The sequence below is a fragment of the Demequina mangrovi genome (genome assembly GCF_000759715.1).
GTDB classification, from domain to species: domain Bacteria; phylum Actinomycetota; class Actinomycetes; order Actinomycetales; family Demequinaceae; genus Demequina; species Demequina mangrovi.
In genome coordinates this window covers 16,453-36,224 of the sequence record NZ_BBLU01000007.1, presented here as the reverse complement: position 1 = coordinate 36,224, position 19,772 = coordinate 16,453, and the positions used below count along the sequence as shown (strand labels likewise).

The 19,772-nt window shown below is 72.4% G+C and carries 17 protein-coding genes; 8 read left to right on the top strand and 9 right to left on the bottom strand.

Annotated features, from left to right (window positions below):
• Positions 1-76 precede the first annotated feature (76 nt).
• The 4 genes from TR42_RS07800 to TR42_RS07785 all read left to right on the top strand — a co-directional run bounded on the left by TR42_RS07800 (position 77) and on the right by TR42_RS07785 (position 4,698).
• Entirely contained in the window at positions 77-1,204 is a 1,128-nt protein-coding gene (locus tag TR42_RS07800) for a thiamine pyrophosphate-dependent enzyme (RefSeq protein ID WP_042214662.1), read from the top strand.
• A complete protein-coding gene (locus tag TR42_RS07795; protein ID WP_074789466.1) occupies positions 1,201-2,214 on the top strand; it encodes an alpha-ketoacid dehydrogenase subunit beta in 1,014 nt (337 codons plus the stop codon). The genes TR42_RS07800 and TR42_RS07795 overlap by 4 nt, the downstream gene beginning before the upstream one ends.
• A gap of 10 nt (positions 2,215-2,224) precedes the next feature.
• Positions 2,225-3,613: a dihydrolipoamide acetyltransferase family protein gene (locus TR42_RS07790; protein ID WP_042214661.1), complete on the top strand. Its 1,389-nt coding sequence runs from the start codon at positions 2,225-2,227 to the stop codon at positions 3,611-3,613.
• 80 nt (positions 3,614-3,693) lie between these two features.
• Complete coding sequence (locus tag TR42_RS07785; protein ID WP_081953249.1) at positions 3,694-4,698, top strand: acyltransferase family protein; 1,005 nt, start codon at positions 3,694-3,696, stop codon at positions 4,696-4,698.
• A 69-nt stretch (positions 4,699-4,767) separates the two neighbouring features.
• On the opposite strand, the gene TR42_RS07780 is transcribed toward TR42_RS07785, so the two are convergent.
• The 3 genes from TR42_RS07780 to TR42_RS07770 are packed head-to-tail and all read right to left on the bottom strand — an operon-like array spanning position 4,768 to position 8,379.
• On the bottom strand, positions 4,768-5,187 hold the full coding sequence (locus tag TR42_RS07780; protein ID WP_042214657.1) for a GtrA family protein: 420 nt from the start codon (positions 5,185-5,187) through the stop codon (positions 4,768-4,770).
• Positions 5,168-6,172, bottom strand: a complete 1,005-nt coding sequence (locus TR42_RS07775) for a glycosyltransferase family 2 protein (protein WP_074789469.1) — start codon at positions 6,170-6,172, stop codon at positions 5,168-5,170. Before TR42_RS07775 ends, TR42_RS07780 begins: the two co-directional genes overlap by 20 nt.
• Positions 6,169-8,379, bottom strand: coding sequence for a hypothetical protein (locus TR42_RS07770; RefSeq protein WP_042214656.1), 2,211 nt, complete (start codon positions 8,377-8,379; stop codon positions 6,169-6,171). Before TR42_RS07770 ends, TR42_RS07775 begins: the two co-directional genes overlap by 4 nt.
• A gap of 255 nt (positions 8,380-8,634) precedes the next feature.
• Between TR42_RS07770 and TR42_RS07765 the strand changes: the two genes are divergently transcribed.
• The 3 genes from TR42_RS07765 to TR42_RS07755 all read left to right on the top strand — a co-directional run bounded on the left by TR42_RS07765 (position 8,635) and on the right by TR42_RS07755 (position 12,234).
• Positions 8,635-9,675 carry a DUF2332 domain-containing protein gene (locus tag TR42_RS07765; protein WP_052405813.1) on the top strand — a complete coding sequence of 347 codons (1,041 nt, stop codon included), beginning with the start codon at positions 8,635-8,637 and terminating at the stop codon, positions 9,673-9,675.
• A 69-nt stretch (positions 9,676-9,744) separates the two neighbouring features.
• On the top strand, positions 9,745-10,332 hold the full coding sequence (locus TR42_RS07760) for a hypothetical protein (RefSeq protein ID WP_042214654.1): 588 nt from the start codon (positions 9,745-9,747) through the stop codon (positions 10,330-10,332).
• A gap of 51 nt (positions 10,333-10,383) precedes the next feature.
• Positions 10,384-12,234 (top strand): bifunctional copper resistance protein CopD/cytochrome c oxidase assembly protein, encoded by a 1,851-nt coding sequence (locus TR42_RS07755; protein WP_052405811.1) that lies wholly within the window; start codon positions 10,384-10,386, stop codon positions 12,232-12,234.
• 117 nt (positions 12,235-12,351) lie between these two features.
• On the opposite strand, the gene TR42_RS07750 is transcribed toward TR42_RS07755, so the two are convergent.
• Entirely contained in the window at positions 12,352-13,737 is a 1,386-nt protein-coding gene (locus TR42_RS07750) for a UTP--glucose-1-phosphate uridylyltransferase (protein ID WP_042214652.1), read from the bottom strand.
• 125 nt (positions 13,738-13,862) lie between these two features.
• On the opposite strand from TR42_RS07750, the gene TR42_RS07745 reads away from it, so the two are divergent.
• Positions 13,863-14,876, top strand: coding sequence for a methylenetetrahydrofolate reductase C-terminal domain-containing protein (locus TR42_RS07745; protein ID WP_042214651.1), 1,014 nt, complete (start codon positions 13,863-13,865; stop codon positions 14,874-14,876).
• 82 nt (positions 14,877-14,958) lie between these two features.
• Here TR42_RS07745 and TR42_RS07740 read toward each other — a convergent pair whose 3' ends face one another.
• The 5 genes from TR42_RS07740 to TR42_RS07720 all read right to left on the bottom strand — a co-directional run bounded on the left by TR42_RS07740 (position 14,959) and on the right by TR42_RS07720 (position 19,743).
• Entirely contained in the window at positions 14,959-15,600 is a 642-nt protein-coding gene (locus TR42_RS07740) for a pyridoxine/pyridoxamine 5'-phosphate oxidase (protein WP_081953246.1), read from the bottom strand.
• A 1-nt stretch (position 15,601) separates the two neighbouring features.
• On the bottom strand, positions 15,602-16,384 hold the full coding sequence (locus TR42_RS07735) for a creatininase family protein (RefSeq protein ID WP_042214649.1): 783 nt from the start codon (positions 16,382-16,384) through the stop codon (positions 15,602-15,604).
• Positions 16,381-17,718, bottom strand: a complete 1,338-nt coding sequence (locus TR42_RS07730) for an FAD-binding oxidoreductase (RefSeq protein WP_042214647.1) — start codon at positions 17,716-17,718, stop codon at positions 16,381-16,383. The genes TR42_RS07735 and TR42_RS07730 overlap by 4 nt, the downstream gene beginning before the upstream one ends.
• A gap of 14 nt (positions 17,719-17,732) precedes the next feature.
• Positions 17,733-18,479 (bottom strand): SDR family NAD(P)-dependent oxidoreductase, encoded by a 747-nt coding sequence (locus TR42_RS07725; RefSeq protein WP_042214645.1) that lies wholly within the window; start codon positions 18,477-18,479, stop codon positions 17,733-17,735.
• A 76-nt stretch (positions 18,480-18,555) separates the two neighbouring features.
• Complete coding sequence (locus TR42_RS07720; RefSeq protein WP_042214644.1) at positions 18,556-19,743, bottom strand: nitrate ABC transporter substrate-binding protein; 1,188 nt, start codon at positions 19,741-19,743, stop codon at positions 18,556-18,558.
• Positions 19,744-19,772: the final 29 nt, after the last annotated feature.

Below are 19,772 nucleotides of genomic sequence, written 5' to 3'. Positions count from 1 at the left end.
ACGGAGCCGTAGGTTACGCTGGCGTAGGTTAGGTCGAGGGCGACGCCCTCCGACCCTCGAACGGAAGGACACGTGCGTGGACGCTCACGGACCGCTCTCGGAGGAAGGCCTGGTACGCCTGCTCGACCGCACCGGTGCACGACTCGACCACCCCGACTTCGGCGCGTACGCCGCCGAACTCGACGCGGCCCGTCTGCGCGCGATGTGGCACGACATGACGGTGGTGCGCGCCTTCGATCGCGAGGCGACCAGCCTTCAGCGTCAAGGCGAGCTGGGCCTGTGGGTCGAGGCCGTGGGTCAGGAGGCCGCGCAGATCGGCTCGGGTCACGCGATGCGCCCCTCCGACTTCGTGTTCCCGTCCTACCGCGAGCACGGCGTCGCGCACACCCGCGGTGTCGACCTCCCCGAGATCCTGCGGATCTTCCGCGGTCTCCAGCACGGCGCGTGGGACCCGGCCGCCCACGGCTTCCACCTCTACACGCTGGTGATCGGCGCGCACTCGCTCCACGCGACGGGCTACGCGATGGCGATGGCGCGCGACGGGCTCGTCGGCACGGGTCAGGATACGGATGGAGCCGTCGTCTGCTACTTCGGCGACGGTGCGACCAGCCAGGGCGACGTCAACGAGGCCCTCACCTTCGCGGCCGTGAACGACGCACCCATCGTCTTCTTCGTCCAGAACAACCAGTTCGCGATCTCCGAGCCGGCCACGCGCCAGAGCCGCGTGCCCCTCGCGCAGCGCGGCGCCGGCTTCGGCGTCCCGTCGGTCCGCGTCGACGGCAACGACGTGATCGCCTGCTACGCCGTCACGCAGTGGGCGCTCCAGCACGCCCGCTCGGGTGCGGGTCCGGTGCTCATCGAGGCCTTCACCTACCGCGTGGGCGCGCACACCACCTCGGACGACCCCACGCGCTACCGCTCGCACGCCGACGAGGCGTACTGGGCCGAGCGCGACCCGATCGCGCGTCTCGAGGCGCACCTGCGCGAGCTGGGCGAGCTGCCGGACGAGGCGGTCGAGGCCGCCGCCTCCGAGGCCAAGGAGCTGGGCCGTCGCACGCGCGAGACGGTGAAGTCGTGGGAGCGGCCCGCCGTCGAGACGATGTTCGACCACGTGTACGCCGAGCCGCACGGCACCGTCGCGGCCGAGCGGGCGTGGTTCTCGCGATACGAGCGGTCCTTCGTGGACCAGGGGGTGCACGCATGACCGCGATGACGATGGCGGGCGCCATCAACAGGGGCCTGCGCGCCGCCATGGAGCGCGACCCCAAGGTGCTGCTCATGGGCGAGGACATCGGTCAGCTCGGGGGCGTGTTCCGCGTCACCGACGGGCTGTGGAAGGACTTCGGCGGCGACCGCGTCATGGACACCCCGCTGGCCGAGTCGGGCATCGTCGGCACCGCGGTCGGCATGGCGATGCGGGGGTACCGTCCCGTGATCGAGATCCAGTTCGACGGCTTCATCTTCCCCGCGTACAACCAGATCACCACGCAGCTCGCGAAGATGCACTACCGCTCGCAGGGCCGCATCACCCTGCCCGTGGTGATCCGCGTGCCCTTCGCCGGCGGCATCGGCGCGGTCGAGCACCATTCGGAGAGCCCCGAGGCGCTGTTCGCGCACACCGCGGGCCTCCGGGTGATCTCCCCGGCGACCCCGCAGGACGCCTTCGACATGATCCAGCAGGCCATCGCCTCGCCCGACCCCGTGCTGTTCCTCGAGCCCAAGGCGCGCTACTGGGACAAGGGCGAGGTCGACGAGTCGCGCGTCGCCGCGCAGCTCGAGGGCGAGCACGCCTCGTCCGCCGCGACCGCGGAGATGTCCCGCGGCCGCATCGCCCGCGAGGGCACCGACGTGACGCTCGTCGCGTACGGCCCGACGATGCGCCTCGCGCTGCAGGCGGCCGAGGTCGCCGCGGGCGACGGCACGAGCGTCGAGGTGGTCGACCTCCGCTCGATCTCCCCGCTCGACTCCGACACCGTGCTGAGGTCCGTCAAGCGCACCGGCCGCGTGGTCATCGTCCACGAGGCGCCCACTGCCTTCGGGCCCGGCGCCGAGCTCTCGGCCCGCGTCACGGAGCAGGCCTTCTTCCATCTGCACGCGCCTGTGCTCCGCGTCGGCGGCTTCCACGCCCCCTACCCTGGCTCCAAGCTCGAGCACGACTACCTGCCCAGCCTGGACCGCGTGCTCGACGCCGTCGACCGCGTGATGACGCACTGAGAGGGCTCGCATGCCTAGCTTTGAGACGTTCCACATGCCCGACGCGGGCGAGGGCCTGACCGAGGCCGACGTGGTGACCTGGCGCGTCGCCGCGGGTGACACGGTCGAGGTCAACCAGCCGCTCGTCGAGATCGAGACGGCGAAGTCCCTGGTCGAGCTGCCGTGCCCGGTCGACGGGGTCGTGGTCGAGCTGCTGGTCGCCGAGGGCGACACGGTCGAGGTGGGCGCGCCCATCGTGCGGTTCCAGGTGGACGGCGACGGACCGGACCTGGATGTCCCGGGAGGGGCGTCGACGGCCGATGCACCGGTACCGAGCGTCCCGACGCCCGAGGTGGACGCGGTGGAGGCGATGGAACCGGACCCGGCGCCCACCGACGAGGCCTCCGGCGCGGTGCTCGTGGGCTACGGTGTCTCGGCGGGCTCCGCGCAGAGGCGTCCCCGCAAGGAGGGCGCGCTCGACCCGATCGGCGGCGCCGGTGAGGTGTCCGACTACCCGGTCCTCGCGAAGCCGCCCGTGCGCAAGCTCGCGCGCGAGCTGGGCGTCGAGATCACCACGGTGACGCCGTCGGGTCCCGGCGGGCTCGTGACGCGCGAGGACGTCGAGCAGGCGGCCAAGGCGCGCTCGACGCGCGCGCTCACCACCTACGACGCCAACGACGACCAGCCGTGGCTCGAGTCGGGCTACTCGGCCGACGGGGGCCGCTCGACCCGCGTGCCGGTGAAGAGCGTCCGCAAGCGCACCGCCGAGGCGATGGTGAAGTCCGCCTTCACCGCGCCGCACGTCACGGTGTTCCACACGGCCGACGTCACCGCCACGATGGACCTGGTGAAGCGGCTCAAGGCGGACCGCGACTTCCAGGACGTGCGGGTGACGCCGCTGCTCATCGTCGCGAAGGCGCTGCTGCTCGCGGTGCGCCGCCATCCCGAGATCAACGCGAGCTGGGACGACGAGGCCCGCGAGATCGTCTACAAGCACTACGTGAACCTCGGCATCGCGGCCTCGACGCCCCGCGGCCTGCTGGTGCCGAACATCAAGGACGCGCACCGGCTGCCGCTGCACGAGCTCGCGCTCGAGATCGGCGAGCTCACCGCCCTCGCGCGCGAGAACCGCACCCCTCCCGGAGCGCTCGCGGGCGGGACCATCTCCATCACCAACGTCGGTCCGCTGGGAATCGACACCGGCACCCCGATCCTCAACCCCGGTGAGTCGGCGATCCTCGCCTTCGGCGCGATACGCGAGCAGCCGTGGGTGCACGAGGGAGAGATCAAGATCCGCTGGGTCACGCAGCTCGCGCTGAGCTTCGACCACCGTCTGGTGGACGGCGAGCTGGGCGCGCGCGTGCTCGCGGACGTGGGCCGCGTGATGAGCGATCCCGCTCAGGGGCTCGTCTGGGGCTGAGTCCGCCGCGCAACACGCCGACATCCCTGGTACCGCTCAGGTGCACGGGAGGCGCTTCGGCCGTTGCTAACCTTCCCCACATGCAGGGACAGATCGGACAAACAGCCGCGCCAGCGGCGACGCGCGCGCGCAGCGTGGGTCCCGACCAGGTCAAGGCCCTGCTGCTCGTCCTCGTGGTCTTCGGGCACGTGTACATGGTCCCGGTCGAGTCGGACCTGCTCCGCTACCTGATCTACAGCTTCCACATGCCGGCCTTCATGTTCCTGTCCGGCTACCTGGTCAACGAGGCGAGCCTCCGGCGGCGCTCGCTGGGCGGGCTGCTCCAGCACTACTGGTGGCGCATGCTGCTCGCCTGGCTCGTCGTCTCGATCCTCAACCGTGTGCTCCGCACGCCGGACGCATCGTGGCGGCCGCGTGACGTGATCGATGCGCTGTTCCTGCAGCCGGCGTTCCACCTCTGGTACGTGCCCGCGCTCATGCTCGGCCTGGTCGCGGCATGGTTCCTGGTGCGGACGTCCCGTCCGTGGCTATGGGTGGGCGCGGCGGGTGTGATCGCCTACGTCGGCACCCCGGTGCTCCAGGCGCTCGTCGGGCCGCTGCCGTTCAACAAGCGCTACCTGATCTTCTTCGTCTATTTCGCCTACGGGCTCATGGTCCGCAACGGATGGGCGCGTGCGTTGCCGATGCGCTGGGCGCTCGCCGCCACGGGCATCGGTCTGGCGCTGCGCATCGCGATCTTCGCGGGCGTGGGGCTGCCCGCCGACCTCTCGCGCCTGGTGCTCACGCTCGGTGTCGTGTCCCTGATCCCGCCGGCGATCACGCTGCTCGCGAAGCCTCTCCCCGCGGTGGGCCCCTCGCTGGTGAGCATCGGTCAGTACTCGTTGTGGATCTACCTGCTCCACCCCCTCGTGACGCAGGGCACGGTGGTGCCGTGGTCCGAGAGCTGGCGCGACGTGCTCTCCCGCTCGATCGTGGTGACGGGGCTCATCTTCCTCGCGTCGTTGCTGGCGCTCGGGGCGTGGAAGCGGATGCGGAGCGCGATCGAGACGCGCCAGGCGAGCCTCGCCGCCTCGCCGATGGCCTGACGGCCGCGCGCCGAGACCCGGTCTCGCCGAGCGGCGATCGCCGTGGCGCGTCCGCTGCGTGGATGGGGCTCAGCTCTGCTGCGGCGCCTCGCGGAACACGATCCGCGCGTAGAGGACGTAGTTCCACACGAGCGAGGCGACGGTCGCGACCCCCTTGGCTCCGGTGAGCACGAGGAGCTCGGGCAGGCCCGAGCCCGCGAGAGCCGACCCGATCGCGTGGATGAGAGCCGACTGGATCACCCACAGCCCCGTGAGCGTCACCGCCAGGAAGAGCACCAGCTGGCGCACGGGGTCGCCCGAGGCCCGGAAGGTGAACCTCCGGTTCGCCGCGAAGCTGAAGGCGAGCGCTGCAGACGTGGACGCGAGGTTCGCCGCGACCGGCGCCGCGCCGACGGCGCTGAGCGCCACGAGCACGCCGAAGTCGATCGCGGTGTTCGCCAGCCCGACGAGGACGAAGCGTGCGCCCCGCCTACTCGACGACGTCGGCACCCTGGTCCCTCCCGTGCTCGTGGGGCATGGCCGCCGCTTCGATCGAGCGTCCGGTGACCCGCCTCACCAGGTACACCGGGCGCTGCTTCACCTCGACGAACACGCGCGCGAGGTACTCGCCGACCACGCCGAGGGCGAGCAGCTGGGTTCCGCCGAGGAAGAGGATCACCGCCATCGTCGACGGATAGCCCGCGAGGTGGTAGTCGCTGAACAGCGTCCTCCCGACGATCACCGCGAGGTAGACGAAGGCGGCGGCCGAGACCACCGTGCCGAGCAGAGACGCGATGCGCAGCGGCGCGGTCGTGAACGACGTCAGACCCTCGAGCGCGAGGTTGAGCAGCCGCGGGTAGTTCCACTTGGTGGTCCCCGCCGCGCGCGCGTCGCGCTCGTACTCGATCTCGACCTTGCGGTACCCGATCCAGGAGAAGAGCCCCTTGGTGTTGCGCTGGGACTCCGTGATCTCCCGCAGCGCGTCGATGCAGCGGCGGTCGAGGAGGCGGAAGTCGCCCACATCCTTCTGGATCTCGACGCGCGCGACGCGCTCGAGCATGCGGTAGTAGAGCCGTGACGTCGCGCGCTTGACCCAGCTCTCCCCGGCGCGTGAGGTCCGTCGGGCGTAGACGTCGTCGTAGCCGAGCTCCCACAGGCGGACCATCTCGGGGATGAGCTCGGGCGGGTCCTGAAGGTCCGCGTCGATCACCACGGTCGCGTCGCCGCGGACGGCGTCGAAGCCGGCGGCCAGCGCGGGCTCCTTGCCGAAGTTGCGCGAGAGCTCGACCAGCACGTACCGGGGATCCTCGTCGCAGAAGCCGCGTACCGTCTCGGCCGTGCCGTCCTTGCTGCCGTCGTCGATGAAGACGAACTCGAAGTCGAGCTCGGGGAGCTCGGCCGCGGTGGACTCGAGGCGCGTGCGCAGGGCCCCGAGGACCTCCTGCTCGTTGTAGGCAGGGATGAGGATGCTGAGCAGCTTGCGGGAGGCGGTCATGAGGAAGGCTCCTGGGCGGACGGTGCGGGGGACGTGCCGAGGCGCGGGCGCAGCTCGCGCGGCCTGCCGGCGAGGACGATGACCGCACACGCCGCGGCGAGCCCCGCGAGGCCTACCGGGATGGACCAGCCCCAGCTGCGAGGCGAGTACTCGAGCGTGAGCTCGCCGGCGGCGCCCGCCGGCACGACGACCTGGACCGCGAAGCCGTCGGCGGCGACCACCTCGACCGGTTCCCCGTCGAGCTCGGCGTGGTAGCCCGGCCACCACATGCGGGAGAAGTTCAGCCGCGCGGGCGCGCCGTCCGCATTCTCGACGGTCGCGACCACGCGGCGGTCCGTCCGCTCCACCACGTCGATCGTGAGGCCGTCGTCCCACGTGGTCGGTGCGCCCGCGGGGGCGACGGGTGCGCCCGCCGTGTAGAGCGCCGTCGAGCCGATCGCGTCGCGCGTGTAGCCGCAGGACTCCAGCGCCGCCTCAGTGGCCTTGTCGAGGGGCTCGACCGCGGTGAGCGCGGCGATACCGAGGTCGTCGATCCGGCAGGAGCCCCCGGCTTCTCCCGGCTGGGCGAGATACGCGGCGGCCGCGGGCTTGACCGTGCCCTTGGGGCCGGCTGAGGACATCGCGTCGCGGTAGGTGGCCTGGGCCACGGGGTCGTAGCCGTTGAAGACCGCGCTGCCCCCGATGAGGTAGCGGGAGGAGAAGTACGCTGGCCACGCATCGTTCTCGCCGGCGCCGACCTGCGCGATGAAGCCCTCGTCGGCGCGAGGCACCGTGGCGTAGGCGGCGCTCTCGAAGGCGGCGGCGACCTCGGGGGTCTTCGGCCCGTACAGCGGCGACACCACGGTGAGCACGTAGAGCGGCCCGATCACCGCCGCACCGAGGTAGGCGAGCGCGCGGAGCCTGGGTCGCGAGGCGAGCGCGAGCAGGCCGACAGCCGTCAGCGTGGCGGCCGCCGTCGCTGCCGCCTGCATCCGATCGTCGCCGAGCGGTGAGGGGATCCTGAACAGATAGACCCCCGCGAGCACCGTGTAGCCGGCGGCTACCGCGAGGACGCGCCGCGTCGCCCAGGGCCCGGCGCTCCGCGAGAGGACGGTCGCCGCCAGGAGCGCGACGAAGAACCCGACGGCGGTGATGCTGCGGAACGGGTAGAGGAGCGGTCCGAACCGCTCCGGCAGCTGGGTGAGCAGGGCCAGCGCCAGGGCCGTCACGCCGAGCATCGGCGCAGCCGAGCCGCGCAGGTCGCGCCAGCGCGTGGGCGAGGCGACGGCGAGGACCACGAGCACTGAGACGAAGCCGACGGGCAGCGCCCAGTACCGGTACGTGCCCCCGAGCGACAGCCAGAAGTCGCCGCTGGTCGGGTGCGCAACCCCTGCGAGCTGGAGGAACGTGACGACGCCCTTGTTCGAGGCGTTCGACAATGTCGAGGTGCGGGCGAGCACCTCGCTGTTCGCGAGGTACTCGCTCACCTGGGGCACGGCGACGAGCGCGGCCGCGACAGCCGAGCCGACGAGCGCGACGACGCGAGCTCCTCGCTCGTTTCGCGGGACGTCGAAGCCGAACGGACGGGCCTGCCACAGCGATGCGAGCACCACGAGCCCGATGAGCGCGTATTGCGCGAGAGCGATCGGCCAGCCCGAGTAGAACAGGAGCACGCTGGCGACGAAGAACCCTGCGACGTTGCGGCGGGAGGGCCGTCTCACCACCGCGAGCGCGGCCCAGACGACGAAGGTGAGCGTCGCGGTGGCGAGCGCGCCGTTCCACCACGCCACCGTGTAGACGTCGAGCATGACCGGGGAGGTCGCCGCAGCGATCGCGACGCCGTGCGCGAGGACCTTGCCGATGCCGAGGATCCGTGCGGCGCCGTAGGCGCCGTAGGCCGTCGCGCTCACGACGACGAAGGCGAAGAGCGCCGACGTCAGGGTGAGGCTGCCGGACCAGTACATCAGCAACGACAGGCCGATGGTGAGCGGGTGGTACGGCGTCCGATGGAAGTCGATGAGGTAGTTGCCGCCGGAGAAGGACTCCGCCGACAGCACCGGGATGCCGCCTCCGGCCCAGATTCGGCCGATGTCGTGCAGGTACGGGAGGAACTCGTTGACGGCGTCATCCGTCGCGAAGGCGCCGGGGCCGCGGAGCAGGAGCATGAGAGCGACGACCGCGCCGCCGACGGCGATCGCGCCGAGCAGGTGATCGCCTCGGAGGATCATGCGAATCCCCTGATGGTCGCGCGGAATGCGGGCATCCTGCGGCGCGGGTGCGGCCGCCTCCGGTTGATATGGCACGGCGGGATGTTATCAACACCCCTCTCGAGCGGGCCGACGCCCGTGAGCGCGCGCCACACGGGGTGCGTGCGTTCGGCCCACGTCGGCGCCACCCGTCTCCCCGATGCGCGACGACCCGGGCGTGCTACCGTCGCACAGTTAAAGAGACGGCAAAGTGCGAGCCAAGGTGAGGGAGTGTTTGTGAAGCGGTGGCTGGTCGACCATGACGGCGATCTTGAGCGCCTCGCGAGGGACGTGCGCGCGTGGATCCCGCATGCCGCGGACTCGCCGCTCTACGCGCTCCTCGCGACGCGCCTCGCGGACGACCCCGACATGCTCCGGGTGCTCGCCAGGGTGCCCGGCTCGCCGCCCCTCAACATCCTGTTCGCAGCGGTGCAGATGACGGTGACAGCGGACGATGCGCTCGGGGCCTGGTACGGGAGCCGCGTCTCCGCGCCGCGCGCCCCCGACCAAGAGGCGTACGAGGCCTTCCGCGGCTTCGTGCTCGCGCACGAGGAGCGGCTCGAGGAGATCGGCCGCACGCACCGGACGCAGACCAACGAGATGCGCCGATGCGCGGTGCTCATGCCCGCGATCGCGGAGGCGATCCGGCGCGAGGGCTGGGACGGGCCGGTCCACGCGATCGAGGCGGGCGCGGCCGCCGGACTCCTGCTCGGCCTCGACGCCCTCGCGTACCGCTACGGCGCCACCCGGCTCGGCGAGGGGCCGATCGAGGTGGCCGCGGACCTGCGGGGCGGACTCGCGGTGCCGTCCCGCGTGCCCCGGTTCGCCACCCGTACCGGGCTCGACCTCGCACCCGTCGACGTGGACGATCCGGACGCGGTCGCGTGGCTCGAGGCGCTCGTGTGGCCGGAGCACCAGGACCGACGTGCGCGCCTGCGCGACGCGGTCGCGCTGCGGCGCTCCCTCGAGGTGCGCATGGTCGCGGGCGATGCGGCTGCGACGCTGCCGCGCGTCGCCGAGGAGCTGCCCGACGGCCCCATCGTCCTGTGGCACTCGATCGCGCTCTACCAGCTCGACGACGACGCGCTCGACGCGTTCGACGCCGCGGTGGAGGAGGTCGCCGCCCGGCGTCCGCTCGTGCGCGTCGCGTTCGAGCCCGCCCTCGGTGGGAACGCCGACGTGCGGATCGGCCTGCGCCCGCGCGACGTCGCGCCCGTCGCGACGGCCCATGCGCACGGCGCGTGGATCGATGCCCCGCGAGGCATCGTGCCTGGATGAAGGCCGATCGGGGGCTGTGCAGCGCCGCGTGACGCCGCTAGGGTGGCCGCACGAGCACTGGGGGGTGTCATGACCGGCGGCGAGACCTTTCTACCCGAGCCCGAGGACCCGCGGTCCGCGGGTCCGGGCGGCGACGCGTGGCCCACGCCCGCGACGCGCGAGCCGACCGACGTGGAGCGCTGGGCGGGAACGGTCCCGCGGGCCGAGGCGCCCGCGTGGGGCGCCGCGCATCAGCGCAGCGAGTCCGCGCACTGGGGCGCCGGCGCCGCGTCGGGCGAGCTCCTCGGAGGGTCGGCCGACGAGCGCTACCTCCCGTATGCGGGCGTCACGGCGGCTCAGAACGACGTGCGCGGGCGGACGCTCAGCAACGAGGGCAACAGGTACGGGCACTACGCGGTGGCCGTCGGCGGGGCCGCCGCGCTCGCGACGTCGCTGATGTTCCTCGTCGGCGGGGTGCTCTGGCTCTACGTCGGCATGGGAGCCGCAGCCGTCTACAGCGGCGTCCGGGGGTGGAACGCCGCGGCGCGCGGCCTCGCGACCAACCCGCGCACCGCCGCGACGGGCATCGCGCTCGGCTTGGCGACCCTGCTCGGCTCGCTCGGCTACGTCGCCTGGACCGTGCTCCAGGTGGCCGAGGCCGTCGAGGAGGCGATGTAGCGGAACGCCGCCCGTGCGGCACGTGCGGCGGACCGCTCTACGCTTGTCCGCATGACGGTCGAGGCGCTCGTGACGCTGTGCGCCGCGGCGCGGGACCTCTCGATCGCGGCGACCGCCGGCGCGCTGCTCGTGATCGCCGGCGTGCTCCCGGCGGGCCACGCCGCCGTCGCGCGCGCCTCGCTCGTCGCGCGGATCGGCTCGATCGGCTGGGTGGTCGCCGCCTTCGCGCATTCCCTCGCGACGTACGCGAGCATCCGCGGGACGCTCCCCGACGCGTCGCGCTTCATCGAGGAGTGGTGGAGCTACTCGATGTCCGTGGACCTGCTCGCGGCGTACCTCCAGGTGCTCGCCGCGGGCCTCGTGGCCTCGGTGCTCTGCACCCTGGTCCGCACGCCCGCGCTCGCGGCCTGGTCGCTGATCCCGGTGGCGTGGGCGCTCGGCTGGCTCGCGCAGACCGGTCATGCCGCCGGCGCCGCCGACCACCACCTCGCGACCTCCGCCATGTTCCTCCACCTCGTGGGCGCGACCGTGTGGACCGGGGTCATCGGCGCGATGCTCGTCCTGCGTGGAGCGCTCGCGGGCGTCGCGAGGGACGCGATGATCCGCGCCTCGCGCCTGGCGATCTGGGCCGCCGCCGCGGTGATCGTGTCGGGCGTCGCGAACGGCTGGATCCGCCTCACGGCGCCCACCGAGCTGTGGACCTCGGAGTACGGCCGCCTGCTGCTGCTCAAGACCGCGCTCATGTGCGTCGCCGTCGGCCTCGCGGCGCTGCATCGTCGCGTCGCGCTGCCCCGCCTCTCCGAGTCGGCGGTGGCCGCGCGCTTCTGGCGCCTCATGATGGTCGACGTCGGCGCGCTCGTCGCGGTCATGGGGGTGGCCGCGGTGCTCGCGTCGACCGCGCCGCCCGTGCCGATCGTCGCGCTCGAGGAGCCCAGCCCCGCGTACCAGCTCACGGGCTACGAGCTGCCGCCCGCGCCGTCCTTCGCGACCTGGGTCGGGCTGTGGCGCCTCGAGATCATCGCCGCCTTCGTGCTCGTCGCGCTCGCGGTCGTGTACGTCCGGGGGGTCATGGTCCTCCGCCGCCGGGGCGACGCGTGGCCGTGGCACCGCACCGCGAGCTGGCTGGCCGGCATCGCGATCATGGTGTGGATCACGCAGGGCGGTCCCACCGTGTACGGGATGGTGACGTTCAGCGGCCACATGCTCGAGCACATGCTGCTCGTCATGGTGGCGCCGGTGCCGCTCACCTTCGGCGCGCCGATCACGCTCGCGCTGCGCGCGATCCCGGCGCGCAGGGACGGATCGATGGGTCCGCGCGAGTGGATCCGCACCGTGGTGGAGTCGCGGTGGATGCGCTTCTGGGCCCATCCGGTGGTCGCGGCCGTGAGCTTCGCCGGCTTCCTCATCGTCTTCTACTACTCGCCCCTGTTCGAGTTCGCGCTGCGCAACCACGCGGGGCACCTGTGGATGATCCTGCACTTCACGGTGGTGGGGTACCTCTTCGTCAACGCGCTGGTCGGGGTCGACCCCGGCCCCACGCGCCCGACCTACCCGATGCGCATCGTGCTGCTGTTCGCGACCATGGCCTTCCACGCCTTCTTCGGCGTCGCGATCATGATGTCGACGGTGCTGCTCGCTCCCACGTACTTCGGGCTCATGGGGCGCACGTGGGGGCCGGACGCGATCACCGACCAGCAGTACGGCGGCGGCGTCGCGTGGGGCATCGGCGAGCTGCCGGTGGTGCTGCTCGCGATCGGCATCATCACCGCGTGGCGGCGCGCGGACGCCAAGGAGGTCAAGCGCAGCGACCGGCAGGCCGAGCGCGACGACGACGCGGAGCTCCGGGCCTACAACGCGATGCTCGCGGCGACGGCCGAGGAGGACGCGAAGCAGGACCGCTGACGGTCGACTCCCAATGAAGGATGTGTCAGGAGTCACGCCGTGTGACAGGTGGGGACCACCCGTCACACGGGACCACATCCGTCACATCTGTCATTGGGAGTCGGACGATGCGGGGGCTCAGCCCTCGAGGACCGTCCCGTCCGGGATCGTCTCGGCCTTGCCGGTGTCCTCGAGCGTGACGTCGCCGCGGACCACCACGCCCGCGCCGAAGGTCCAGTCGCCCTTGACGGTGAGCGACGTCGCCTGGCGCAGCGAGGGCGCTCCGTGCGGGAAGCGGGCCTCGAACTTCTGCATCGTCTTGTAGTGCTTCGAGTCGAGGTCGACCAGCGGCGCGGCGCCGACCGCGAGGCGCAGGCCGCCGTCCTCGCCGAGGTCGTACGCGTCGGAGCGCAGCAGCAGGAGGTCGTTGGTGGTCTTCACCGGCAGGAAGCGGTCGCGGCCCACCACGATGCTGGTCGCGCCCTCGAAGACCTCGATCGCGGCGCCCATCGCGGTCTCGATCTGGAACACCTCGGGGCTCGACGAGTCCGTCGGGTCGACGTTCTTGACGTTGCGGATGAGCGGCAGGCCCAGCACCGCGCCGCGCTCGGTGAGCGCCGCGTAGAGCTTCTCGAGGTCGAACCACAGGTTGTTCGTGTGGAAGAAGGGGTGGTGGTGCCCGTCCGTGAAGTAGTGCATCTCCTCGGGCGCGGTCTGCGCGGTGTCGCGCAGGATCAGGCGACCGTCGGCCTTGCGGATCGCGAGGTGGCCGCCCTTGCGGTCGGCGGCGGTGCGGCGGCACAGCTCCGCGGCGTACGGCGCGCCCGAGGCGGCGAACCAGCCCGCGATGCGGGCGCTCGGCACCGCACCGAGGTTGTCGGAGTTGCCGGTCGAGGCGTAGCGGAAGCCCGCGTCGAGCAGCGCCTTGAGGATCCCCGAGCCGAGCAGCGCGGTGTAGATGTCGCCGTGACCGGGCGGGCACCACTCGAGGGTCGGGTCCGCGGGCCACTCCGCCGGCATGAGCCCGTCGACCAGCAGCTTGGGCTCGGCGTTCTGGAGGAAGTCGAGCGGAAGCCCGTCGACCTGGAGGTCCGGGTACGGCGCGAGCGCCTCGAGCGAGTCCTCCTGCGTGCGGAAGCTGTTCATCAGCACCAGCGGCAGCGGCGCGCCGGTGGCCTCACGCGCCTGCTGCACCTGCGCCACGATGAGGTCGAGGAAGGACCGTCCGTCGCGCACCGGCAGCAGCGACTTCGCCTTGTCCATGCCCATCGAGGTGCCGAGCCCGCCGTTGAGGCGGATGATCGCGGTCCTGGCGAGCGCCTCCCGGGCCTGCTCGTCGGAGACCTCGACGCCCTCGAGGAAGGGCGGGTCGAGCAGCGGCTCGATGGTGTCCTCGCGGATGAGGCCGGTCGCGCCGGCCTCGAGCTCCCCGAAGTAGTGCGAGAACACGTCGATGGCGGTCTGGTCGACCCCGGCTGCGGCCATCTTGGCCTGGGCGGCGATGAGTCCAGGTGCGGTCGTCATGCCGCCAGCCTAGGGGGTGGTCGCAGCGCGTCGCACGGGACCTTGGTGAACGATGCGTGACCACCGTCACGGGGACGTCGCGTCCGCGCAACCGGCCGGACACGAGCGGTCGCTAGCGTCGTCGCATGGAGACCTGCCCCAAGCGCATGGAGTACGGCCCGTGCGGCGGGGTCGGCCCGCACGGCGAGTGCGAGGCGGCGCCCGAGCCGTGCGTGTTCCTGGGTGCGCCGGTGCGCCGATGGGCCGGCATCGACGGTCGGACGATGCCGGAGAGGGGCGTGCGCACCGCGGCCGCCGCCGCGACGCTCGCGCGGCTCGACGCCGGCCGCGTCATCGTCGCGGACATGCCCGCGCTCGCGAACGGCGAGGACGCGCTGCGCCGGTGCGCGCGGATCCTGCGCGACGGCGTCGACGTGACGCTCGCCGGCGACGCGCCCGACGCGCGCGTGCAGCTCCCGCCCAGCCTGCGCGCCGCGATCGTCCAGGAGGAGGGGCTGTCGCTGTGGGCGGGCGTCAACGCGCGCGACCGCAACCGGGTCGCGCTCGAGGGCGAGCTCGCCGGGCTGCGGGTGACAGGCGCGGGCGCGGTCAACTGCGTCACGGGCGACCACCCGCACACCGGGCACCGTCCCGACGCGATGCCGGTCTTCGACCTCGACGCGACGGAGCTCGCGGCTCTCGCACGCGCCCAGGGCCACGCGGTCGCCGTGGCCGCGGCGCCGTCCCGCGGGCCGGTCGACGCGCGCGTCCCGCTGCTGCTCGAGAAGGAGCGCGCCGGCGCGGAAGTGTGCTTCGTCGACCACTGCGGAGGGTCGGGGCCGGTCGGGGCCTTCGTCGCCGCGGCGCGTGCCGCGGGAAGCAGCCTGCGCTTCGTGCCCTGCGTGCCGGTGGTGACGTCACGCGCCGGCGCGGCGCTGCTCGCCTCGTTCCCGGGATTCGCCGCACCGCCCGGCTATCTCGAGGAGCTGGGGCGTGCGACCGATGCCCGGAGCGCGGGGATCGCCGCGGCGGTGCGCCTCGCTGAGCAGATGCTCGAGGTCGACGGAGTGGCCGGCGTCGACCTCTCGGGCGGCGCGGGGCCCGGCGAGGAGGAGGACTACGCGGAGGCGCTCGCGGAGATCGGATCCCGGCTGCGCTGAACGGTGCCGTCCGCGGCGTAGACGGCGGCGCCGGCCCGGCCCGCCCAGAGAGGAGACGGACCGGACCGGCGCGAGAGCCGGGTCAGCCCGGCAGGCGAGCGACGTCCCACCCGTCGCCCGTGCGGGTGTACTCGACCCGGTTGGAGGGGCCGTCCGCGTCACCTCGCCAGAAGGTGAGACGGTGCGGCACCACGCGATACCCCACCCAGGTGGCGGGGGTCTCGAGGGGATCGGCCGGGTGCTCGTCCGACCAGCGGTTCCACGCCGCGACACGCTCGTCGCGCGTGAGCTGCGCCATCTCCGCGGTGTTGAGCCAGGCGAGCAGCTGGAGGTAGCGCGACCGCTTGGCGTAGGCGAGCGCGGCCTCGGTCGCCGGGACCCGGACCGCGTCGCCCGCGACCGTGAGCTGCCGTCCCTCGACCACCCACACGATCGCGAGCGACACACGGCCGTCGGCCTCGAGCTCCGCGGCCTTGCGCGTGCGCGCGTCCGTGTGGAAGTGCAGCGACTCACCGTCGAAGGCGCTGAGCAGCAGGTGCCGGGAGTCCGGGTAGCCGTCGGGGCCGTGCGTCGAGAGCGTCATGAGCGGACGCAGGTCGTCGGTGTTGTCAGGCAGCCACATCCCCAGCAGCGCGAACGGGTCGGCGGGCGTGGAGTCCGCGTCCTCGATGTCGATGCCGAAGCGGTTGGTGCTGGTGATGATGATGGGGGTGTCGTCGACCATGTCAGCCCTCCGCGGGACGATGCGTGAAGCGGGTGATCTGGAGGAGCGACTCGACGGCGCCCGCGACGTTGGACTCGAAGGCCTCCGCGCCGACGGCGGCGCTCGCGGCGGTCGGGTCGCCGATGACGCCGCTCGGCCCGAAGTCGTCCGAGAGCCAGCCGAAGGAGACCGGGGTCGAGTGGAAGCCGATGCGCGGGGTCGCGCCCAGGTGCGCGGGCACGTGCCGCTCCGCGAGCGACATGTCGACCAGCTCGGGGCGCAGATGCAGGAGCAGCGACGTCTCGCCGTGGCCGGCGTGGATGGGCATGCCGTGCTCGTCGCCGCCGCTCTCGCCGTCGCCGCACGGCACAGTGACGGACGTGGCGAAGGTGCGCAGCCCGAAGCGGCGCCGCAGCTCGCGCAGCGCGATACCGAGCGGCGCGACGTTGCCGCCGTGGCCGTTGAGGAACAGCACCGTGGTCGCGCCGAGGGTCTCGAGCGAGCGGCCCAGGTCCACCAGGGTGGACAGCAGCGTCTCGGCCGTCACCCACATCGTCCCCGGCGCCCATGCGTGCTCGTCGGACTTGGTGTACGCGAGCCCGGGCAGCAGCCAGGCGTCCACGCCGGCCTCGACCGCGCGCTCGACCGCGGCGGAGGCGACCGCATCCGCGGTGATGAGGTCCGTCGCGAGCGGCAGATGCGGACCGTGGTGCTCGATCGCACCCGTGGGGATCACCACCACCGAGGCGGGCGTGATCGCGGCGGCGGCCGCGGGTCCCGCGAGCTCGTGGAGGCGCCGGGTCATGCGGGACCGCTCGTCATGAGGGCGTTCGAGTTCGCCGCAGGATCCTCGTCGGGCAGCTTGCCGGGGTTGAGCAGCCCGGTCGGGTCTGTCGCCGCCTTGCGCGCGCGGGTCTCCTCGACGCGCACGTCGACGAACCACTGGTGCGGGTTGTGCGTGTGCACGCCGAGCGCGGCGAGCCGCTCGAAGCCCGCGTAGACCTCCGCCTCGGACTCGAACTCCCCGGCGAGCATGCCGATCGGGCGGCCCTTCTGGCCCTCGGCGTGCAGCATCGCGCCCGGATAGACCTGGTGCACCTCGTCGATGCGGTCGAGCAGCGCGGCCCCGCCCACCTCGACGTGGAAGTACTTCCCCGGATAGGAGCGCTGCAGCCACTCGATGGGGTGGTTGTAGGAGATCATCGACAGCTTCATGACCTCCTGGGCGCCCTCGCGCACGTCCTCGATGCGGCCGCCGTGCGCCTCGACGATCGCCGTCGCGGCCTCGACCGCCGCCTCGTCGAGGATCGCGCGGAGGCTCGCGCGGCCCTTCGGGATGCCCGGGTTCGCCGGCAGCGCGTCGGCCAGGGTCGGCAGGTCCGCGGACACGAGGCGCGGCGTGGGCTCGAGGGAGGAGACCTCCATGATCGAGTCGAAGGCGTCGTGGAAGTCGTCGAAGCTCGCGTAGAACGCGCGCCACGGCTGGAGGGGCTCGAGCGCGACGGTCGCGCGGGCGATGATGCCTGCCGTGCCGTAGTTGTGGAGGTACTCCTGGGCCTCGTCGCCCTCGACGTGGACGAGCGTGCCGTCCGCGTGGACCACGTCGAGCGCCATGACGAACGGGCCGCCGGCGATGACGCCGTGCCTGATCGAGCCCGTGCCGCCCGAGCCTCCCGAGAGGAAGCCGCCCAGCGTCGACTGCGCGGTCGACGGGTAGAGCAGCATCTGCTGACCCTGCGCCCACGCCTGGTTCTCGATCATCGCGATGACGGCGCCCGCCTCGGCGGTGACGTAGCCCTCGCCCATGTCCACGATCGCGCGCGCCCGGGTCATGTCGAGCACCAGGCCGCCGGACATCGGGATGCCCTGGCCGTAGTTCCCGGTGCCCTTGCCGCGCGGCGTCACCGGGACGCCGTGGCGCACCGCGGCGCCCACGACCAGCGCGATCTCCTCGGCGCTGGTCGGATAGGCGACCACGTCCGCGAGGCCCAGCGGGAGCTTCGCGGACAGCACCGGCGACAGCTTGCAGCCATCGACGGACTGGCGCTCGCGGGTGGCGAGGTCGACGCTGACGCCGCGCGGGCCAAGGTTCTCGGTGAGCTCGGCGACGAGGCCGTCGATGTCGGGGGTCATGCTCATGGGTGCTCCGTGCTTCAGTGGGTGATCATGCCGCCGGTGACGTTGAACGCCTGACCGGTGAGATAGGACGATGAGGGGCCCGCGAGGAACGTCGCGAGCGACGCGACGTCCTCGGGGGCGGCGAGCCGTCCCAGGGGGGACCGCGCGGTCCAGCGGGCGACGTCCTCGGCGGTGCGCGTGGCCGCGCCCATCTCGGTGAGGACGTAGCCGGGGCAGAGGGCGTTGGCGCGCACGCCGTGGACGCCGAGCTCCTGAGCGGTCGCGCGGGTGAGCGCGACCACGGCGGCCTTCGAGGCCGCGTAGGCGGCCTCCATCGCGCCGCCGTCCTTGGCGGCCATGGAGGCGAGGTTGACGATGCTGCCGCCGCCGGCGGCGATGAGGTACGGCGCCGCGGCCTGGGTGGTGGACAGCATGCTGCGGGTGTTGAGGCGCTGCACGTCGTCCCATTCGCCGGCCGTGATCTCGAGCAGGGGCCCGCAGCGGAACACGCCGGCGTTGTTGACCAGGACGTCGAGTCCTCCGAGCGCCTCAGCGGCGCTGGCGACGGCGGCACGGGCCTGCGCGTCGTCGCCGAGGTCGGCGCGGAGGAACACCGCGCCGATGGCGTCGGCCACGGCGGAGCCGCGCTCCTCGTCGAGGTCCACGATCGCGACGCGCGCGCCCGCGTCCGTCAGGCTCGCGGCGATCGCGCGGCCGATGCCGCGGGCGGCCCCGGTGACCACCGCGCATCGTCCCTCGAGGGGTGCTGCGCGGTGGGTCATGAGAGGTCCTTCGGGATGGAGCGGATGGTGCGGTGGCGGCCCCGGAGGGCCGCCACCGCGGGTGACGGGTTGTCGGCTAGAAGCCGAGCGACTCGTCGACGAACTCGTTGGTGTAGAGGTCCTCGGCGGTGAGATCCGCGGGGATCTCGAAGCCCTGGTCCTCGTAGATGGGCTTGACGATCTCGAAGAGCTCAGCGACGCGGTCGGCGTCGAGGTTGCCCATCACGTCGTCGGTGCCATTGCCCACGAGGCCGTCGCCCAGCTGGGTCTCGACCGAGTACGCCGCGACGCCCTCGGAGTAGACCCATCCGGTGTCGTACTCCTCGACGAGCTCGAGGATGAGGCCGACCGTCGAGTCGGGCGAGGCGTAGAAGTCGAGCTCGGCCTGCTGCAGCACCGGCACGAGCGCGGTGAGGCAGTCGGAGTACTCGGTGATGTTCTCGGGGATCACCGACATGACGGCCGCGTACTTCGGGTAGCCGGCGTCGTTGATGAGCTCGTACGAGACCGCCTTGCCCCACTCGGGGACCTCGTTCTCGTAGATGAACGGCTCGGCCGAGGCGAAGCCCTGCTGAGCGATCGCGCCGCCCTCGGAGACGAACACGGCCGGCAGGCCGTCGTAGGTCGCGTCGATCTGGTCCTCGGACAGGACTCCTGCGCCGACGAAGTAGTCGATGTAGGTGCCGCCGCCGAACACGCGGATGGTCGCGCCGGCCTCGCCGAGGTCGGCGATGCCCTCGACCTCGGGGTAGGTCTCGGGATCCCACATGATCATCTGCGGGTCCTTCTCGAGCGGGGCGAAGACGCCGACGGTCGGGAGGTCCGCCGCGTGCGCGATCGCCTCGTCGGTGCCGACGTACGCGAGGAAGATGCTCGGGTCGTTGTACATCTGCGCGTTGGGCTGGGTGAAGCCCGTGGCGGGACCGCCCGCGAGGACGGTGACGTCGACGCCGGTGGCCTCGCCCGACGCCATGAGGGGGCCGGTGACCGACTTCTCGTCGGTGTCGATCGTGTACTCGTCGCCGAACAGCGCGTAGAGGTGGCCGTGCTCCGCCTCGGGGTTCCAGTCGGTCTGGATCCGGATGTCGGCGGGGCAGCCCGCCGCAGCGAGGTCGACCGCGCCGGCGGCCGCGGGGCTCGCCGAGGAGGTGGTGCCGGACGTGCCTGCCGCCTCCGGCTCGTCCGAGGACGAGCAGGCGGTCAGGGTGAGCCCGGCGATGACGAGGCCGGTGGCTGCGAAGGCCCGGGGACTGGGCTTGGTCATGCTGCTTCTCCTTGTTCTCTCCTGTGGTG

Coding starts and splice junctions, on each gene's coding strand:
- TR42_RS07730 (WP_042214647.1), bottom strand. CDS start 17,718: ATGAGCATGACCCCCGACATCGACGGCCTCGTCGCCGAGCTCACCGAG.
- TR42_RS07745 (WP_042214651.1), top strand. CDS start 13,863: ATGGAGACCTGCCCCAAGCGCATGGAGTACGGCCCGTGCGGCGGGGTC.
- TR42_RS07775 (WP_074789469.1), bottom strand. CDS start 6,172: ATGACCGCCTCCCGCAAGCTGCTCAGCATCCTCATCCCTGCCTACAAC.
- TR42_RS07735 (WP_042214649.1), bottom strand. CDS start 16,384: ATGACCCGGCGCCTCCACGAGCTCGCGGGACCCGCGGCCGCCGCCGCG.
- TR42_RS07790 (WP_042214661.1), top strand. CDS start 2,225: ATGCCTAGCTTTGAGACGTTCCACATGCCCGACGCGGGCGAGGGCCTG.
- TR42_RS07760 (WP_042214654.1), top strand. CDS start 9,745: ATGACCGGCGGCGAGACCTTTCTACCCGAGCCCGAGGACCCGCGGTCC.
- TR42_RS07740 (WP_081953246.1), bottom strand. CDS start 15,600: ATGGTCGACGACACCCCCATCATCATCACCAGCACCAACCGCTTCGGC.
- TR42_RS07770 (WP_042214656.1), bottom strand. CDS start 8,379: ATGATCCTCCGAGGCGATCACCTGCTCGGCGCGATCGCCGTCGGCGGC.
- TR42_RS07795 (WP_074789466.1), top strand. CDS start 1,201: ATGACCGCGATGACGATGGCGGGCGCCATCAACAGGGGCCTGCGCGCC.
- TR42_RS07750 (WP_042214652.1), bottom strand. CDS start 13,737: ATGACGACCGCACCTGGACTCATCGCCGCCCAGGCCAAGATGGCCGCA.
- TR42_RS07785 (WP_081953249.1), top strand. CDS start 3,694: ATGCAGGGACAGATCGGACAAACAGCCGCGCCAGCGGCGACGCGCGCG.
- TR42_RS07725 (WP_042214645.1), bottom strand. CDS start 18,479: ATGACCCACCGCGCAGCACCCCTCGAGGGACGATGCGCGGTGGTCACC.
- TR42_RS07720 (WP_042214644.1), bottom strand. CDS start 19,743: ATGACCAAGCCCAGTCCCCGGGCCTTCGCAGCCACCGGCCTCGTCATC.
- TR42_RS07755 (WP_052405811.1), top strand. CDS start 10,384: ATGACGGTCGAGGCGCTCGTGACGCTGTGCGCCGCGGCGCGGGACCTC.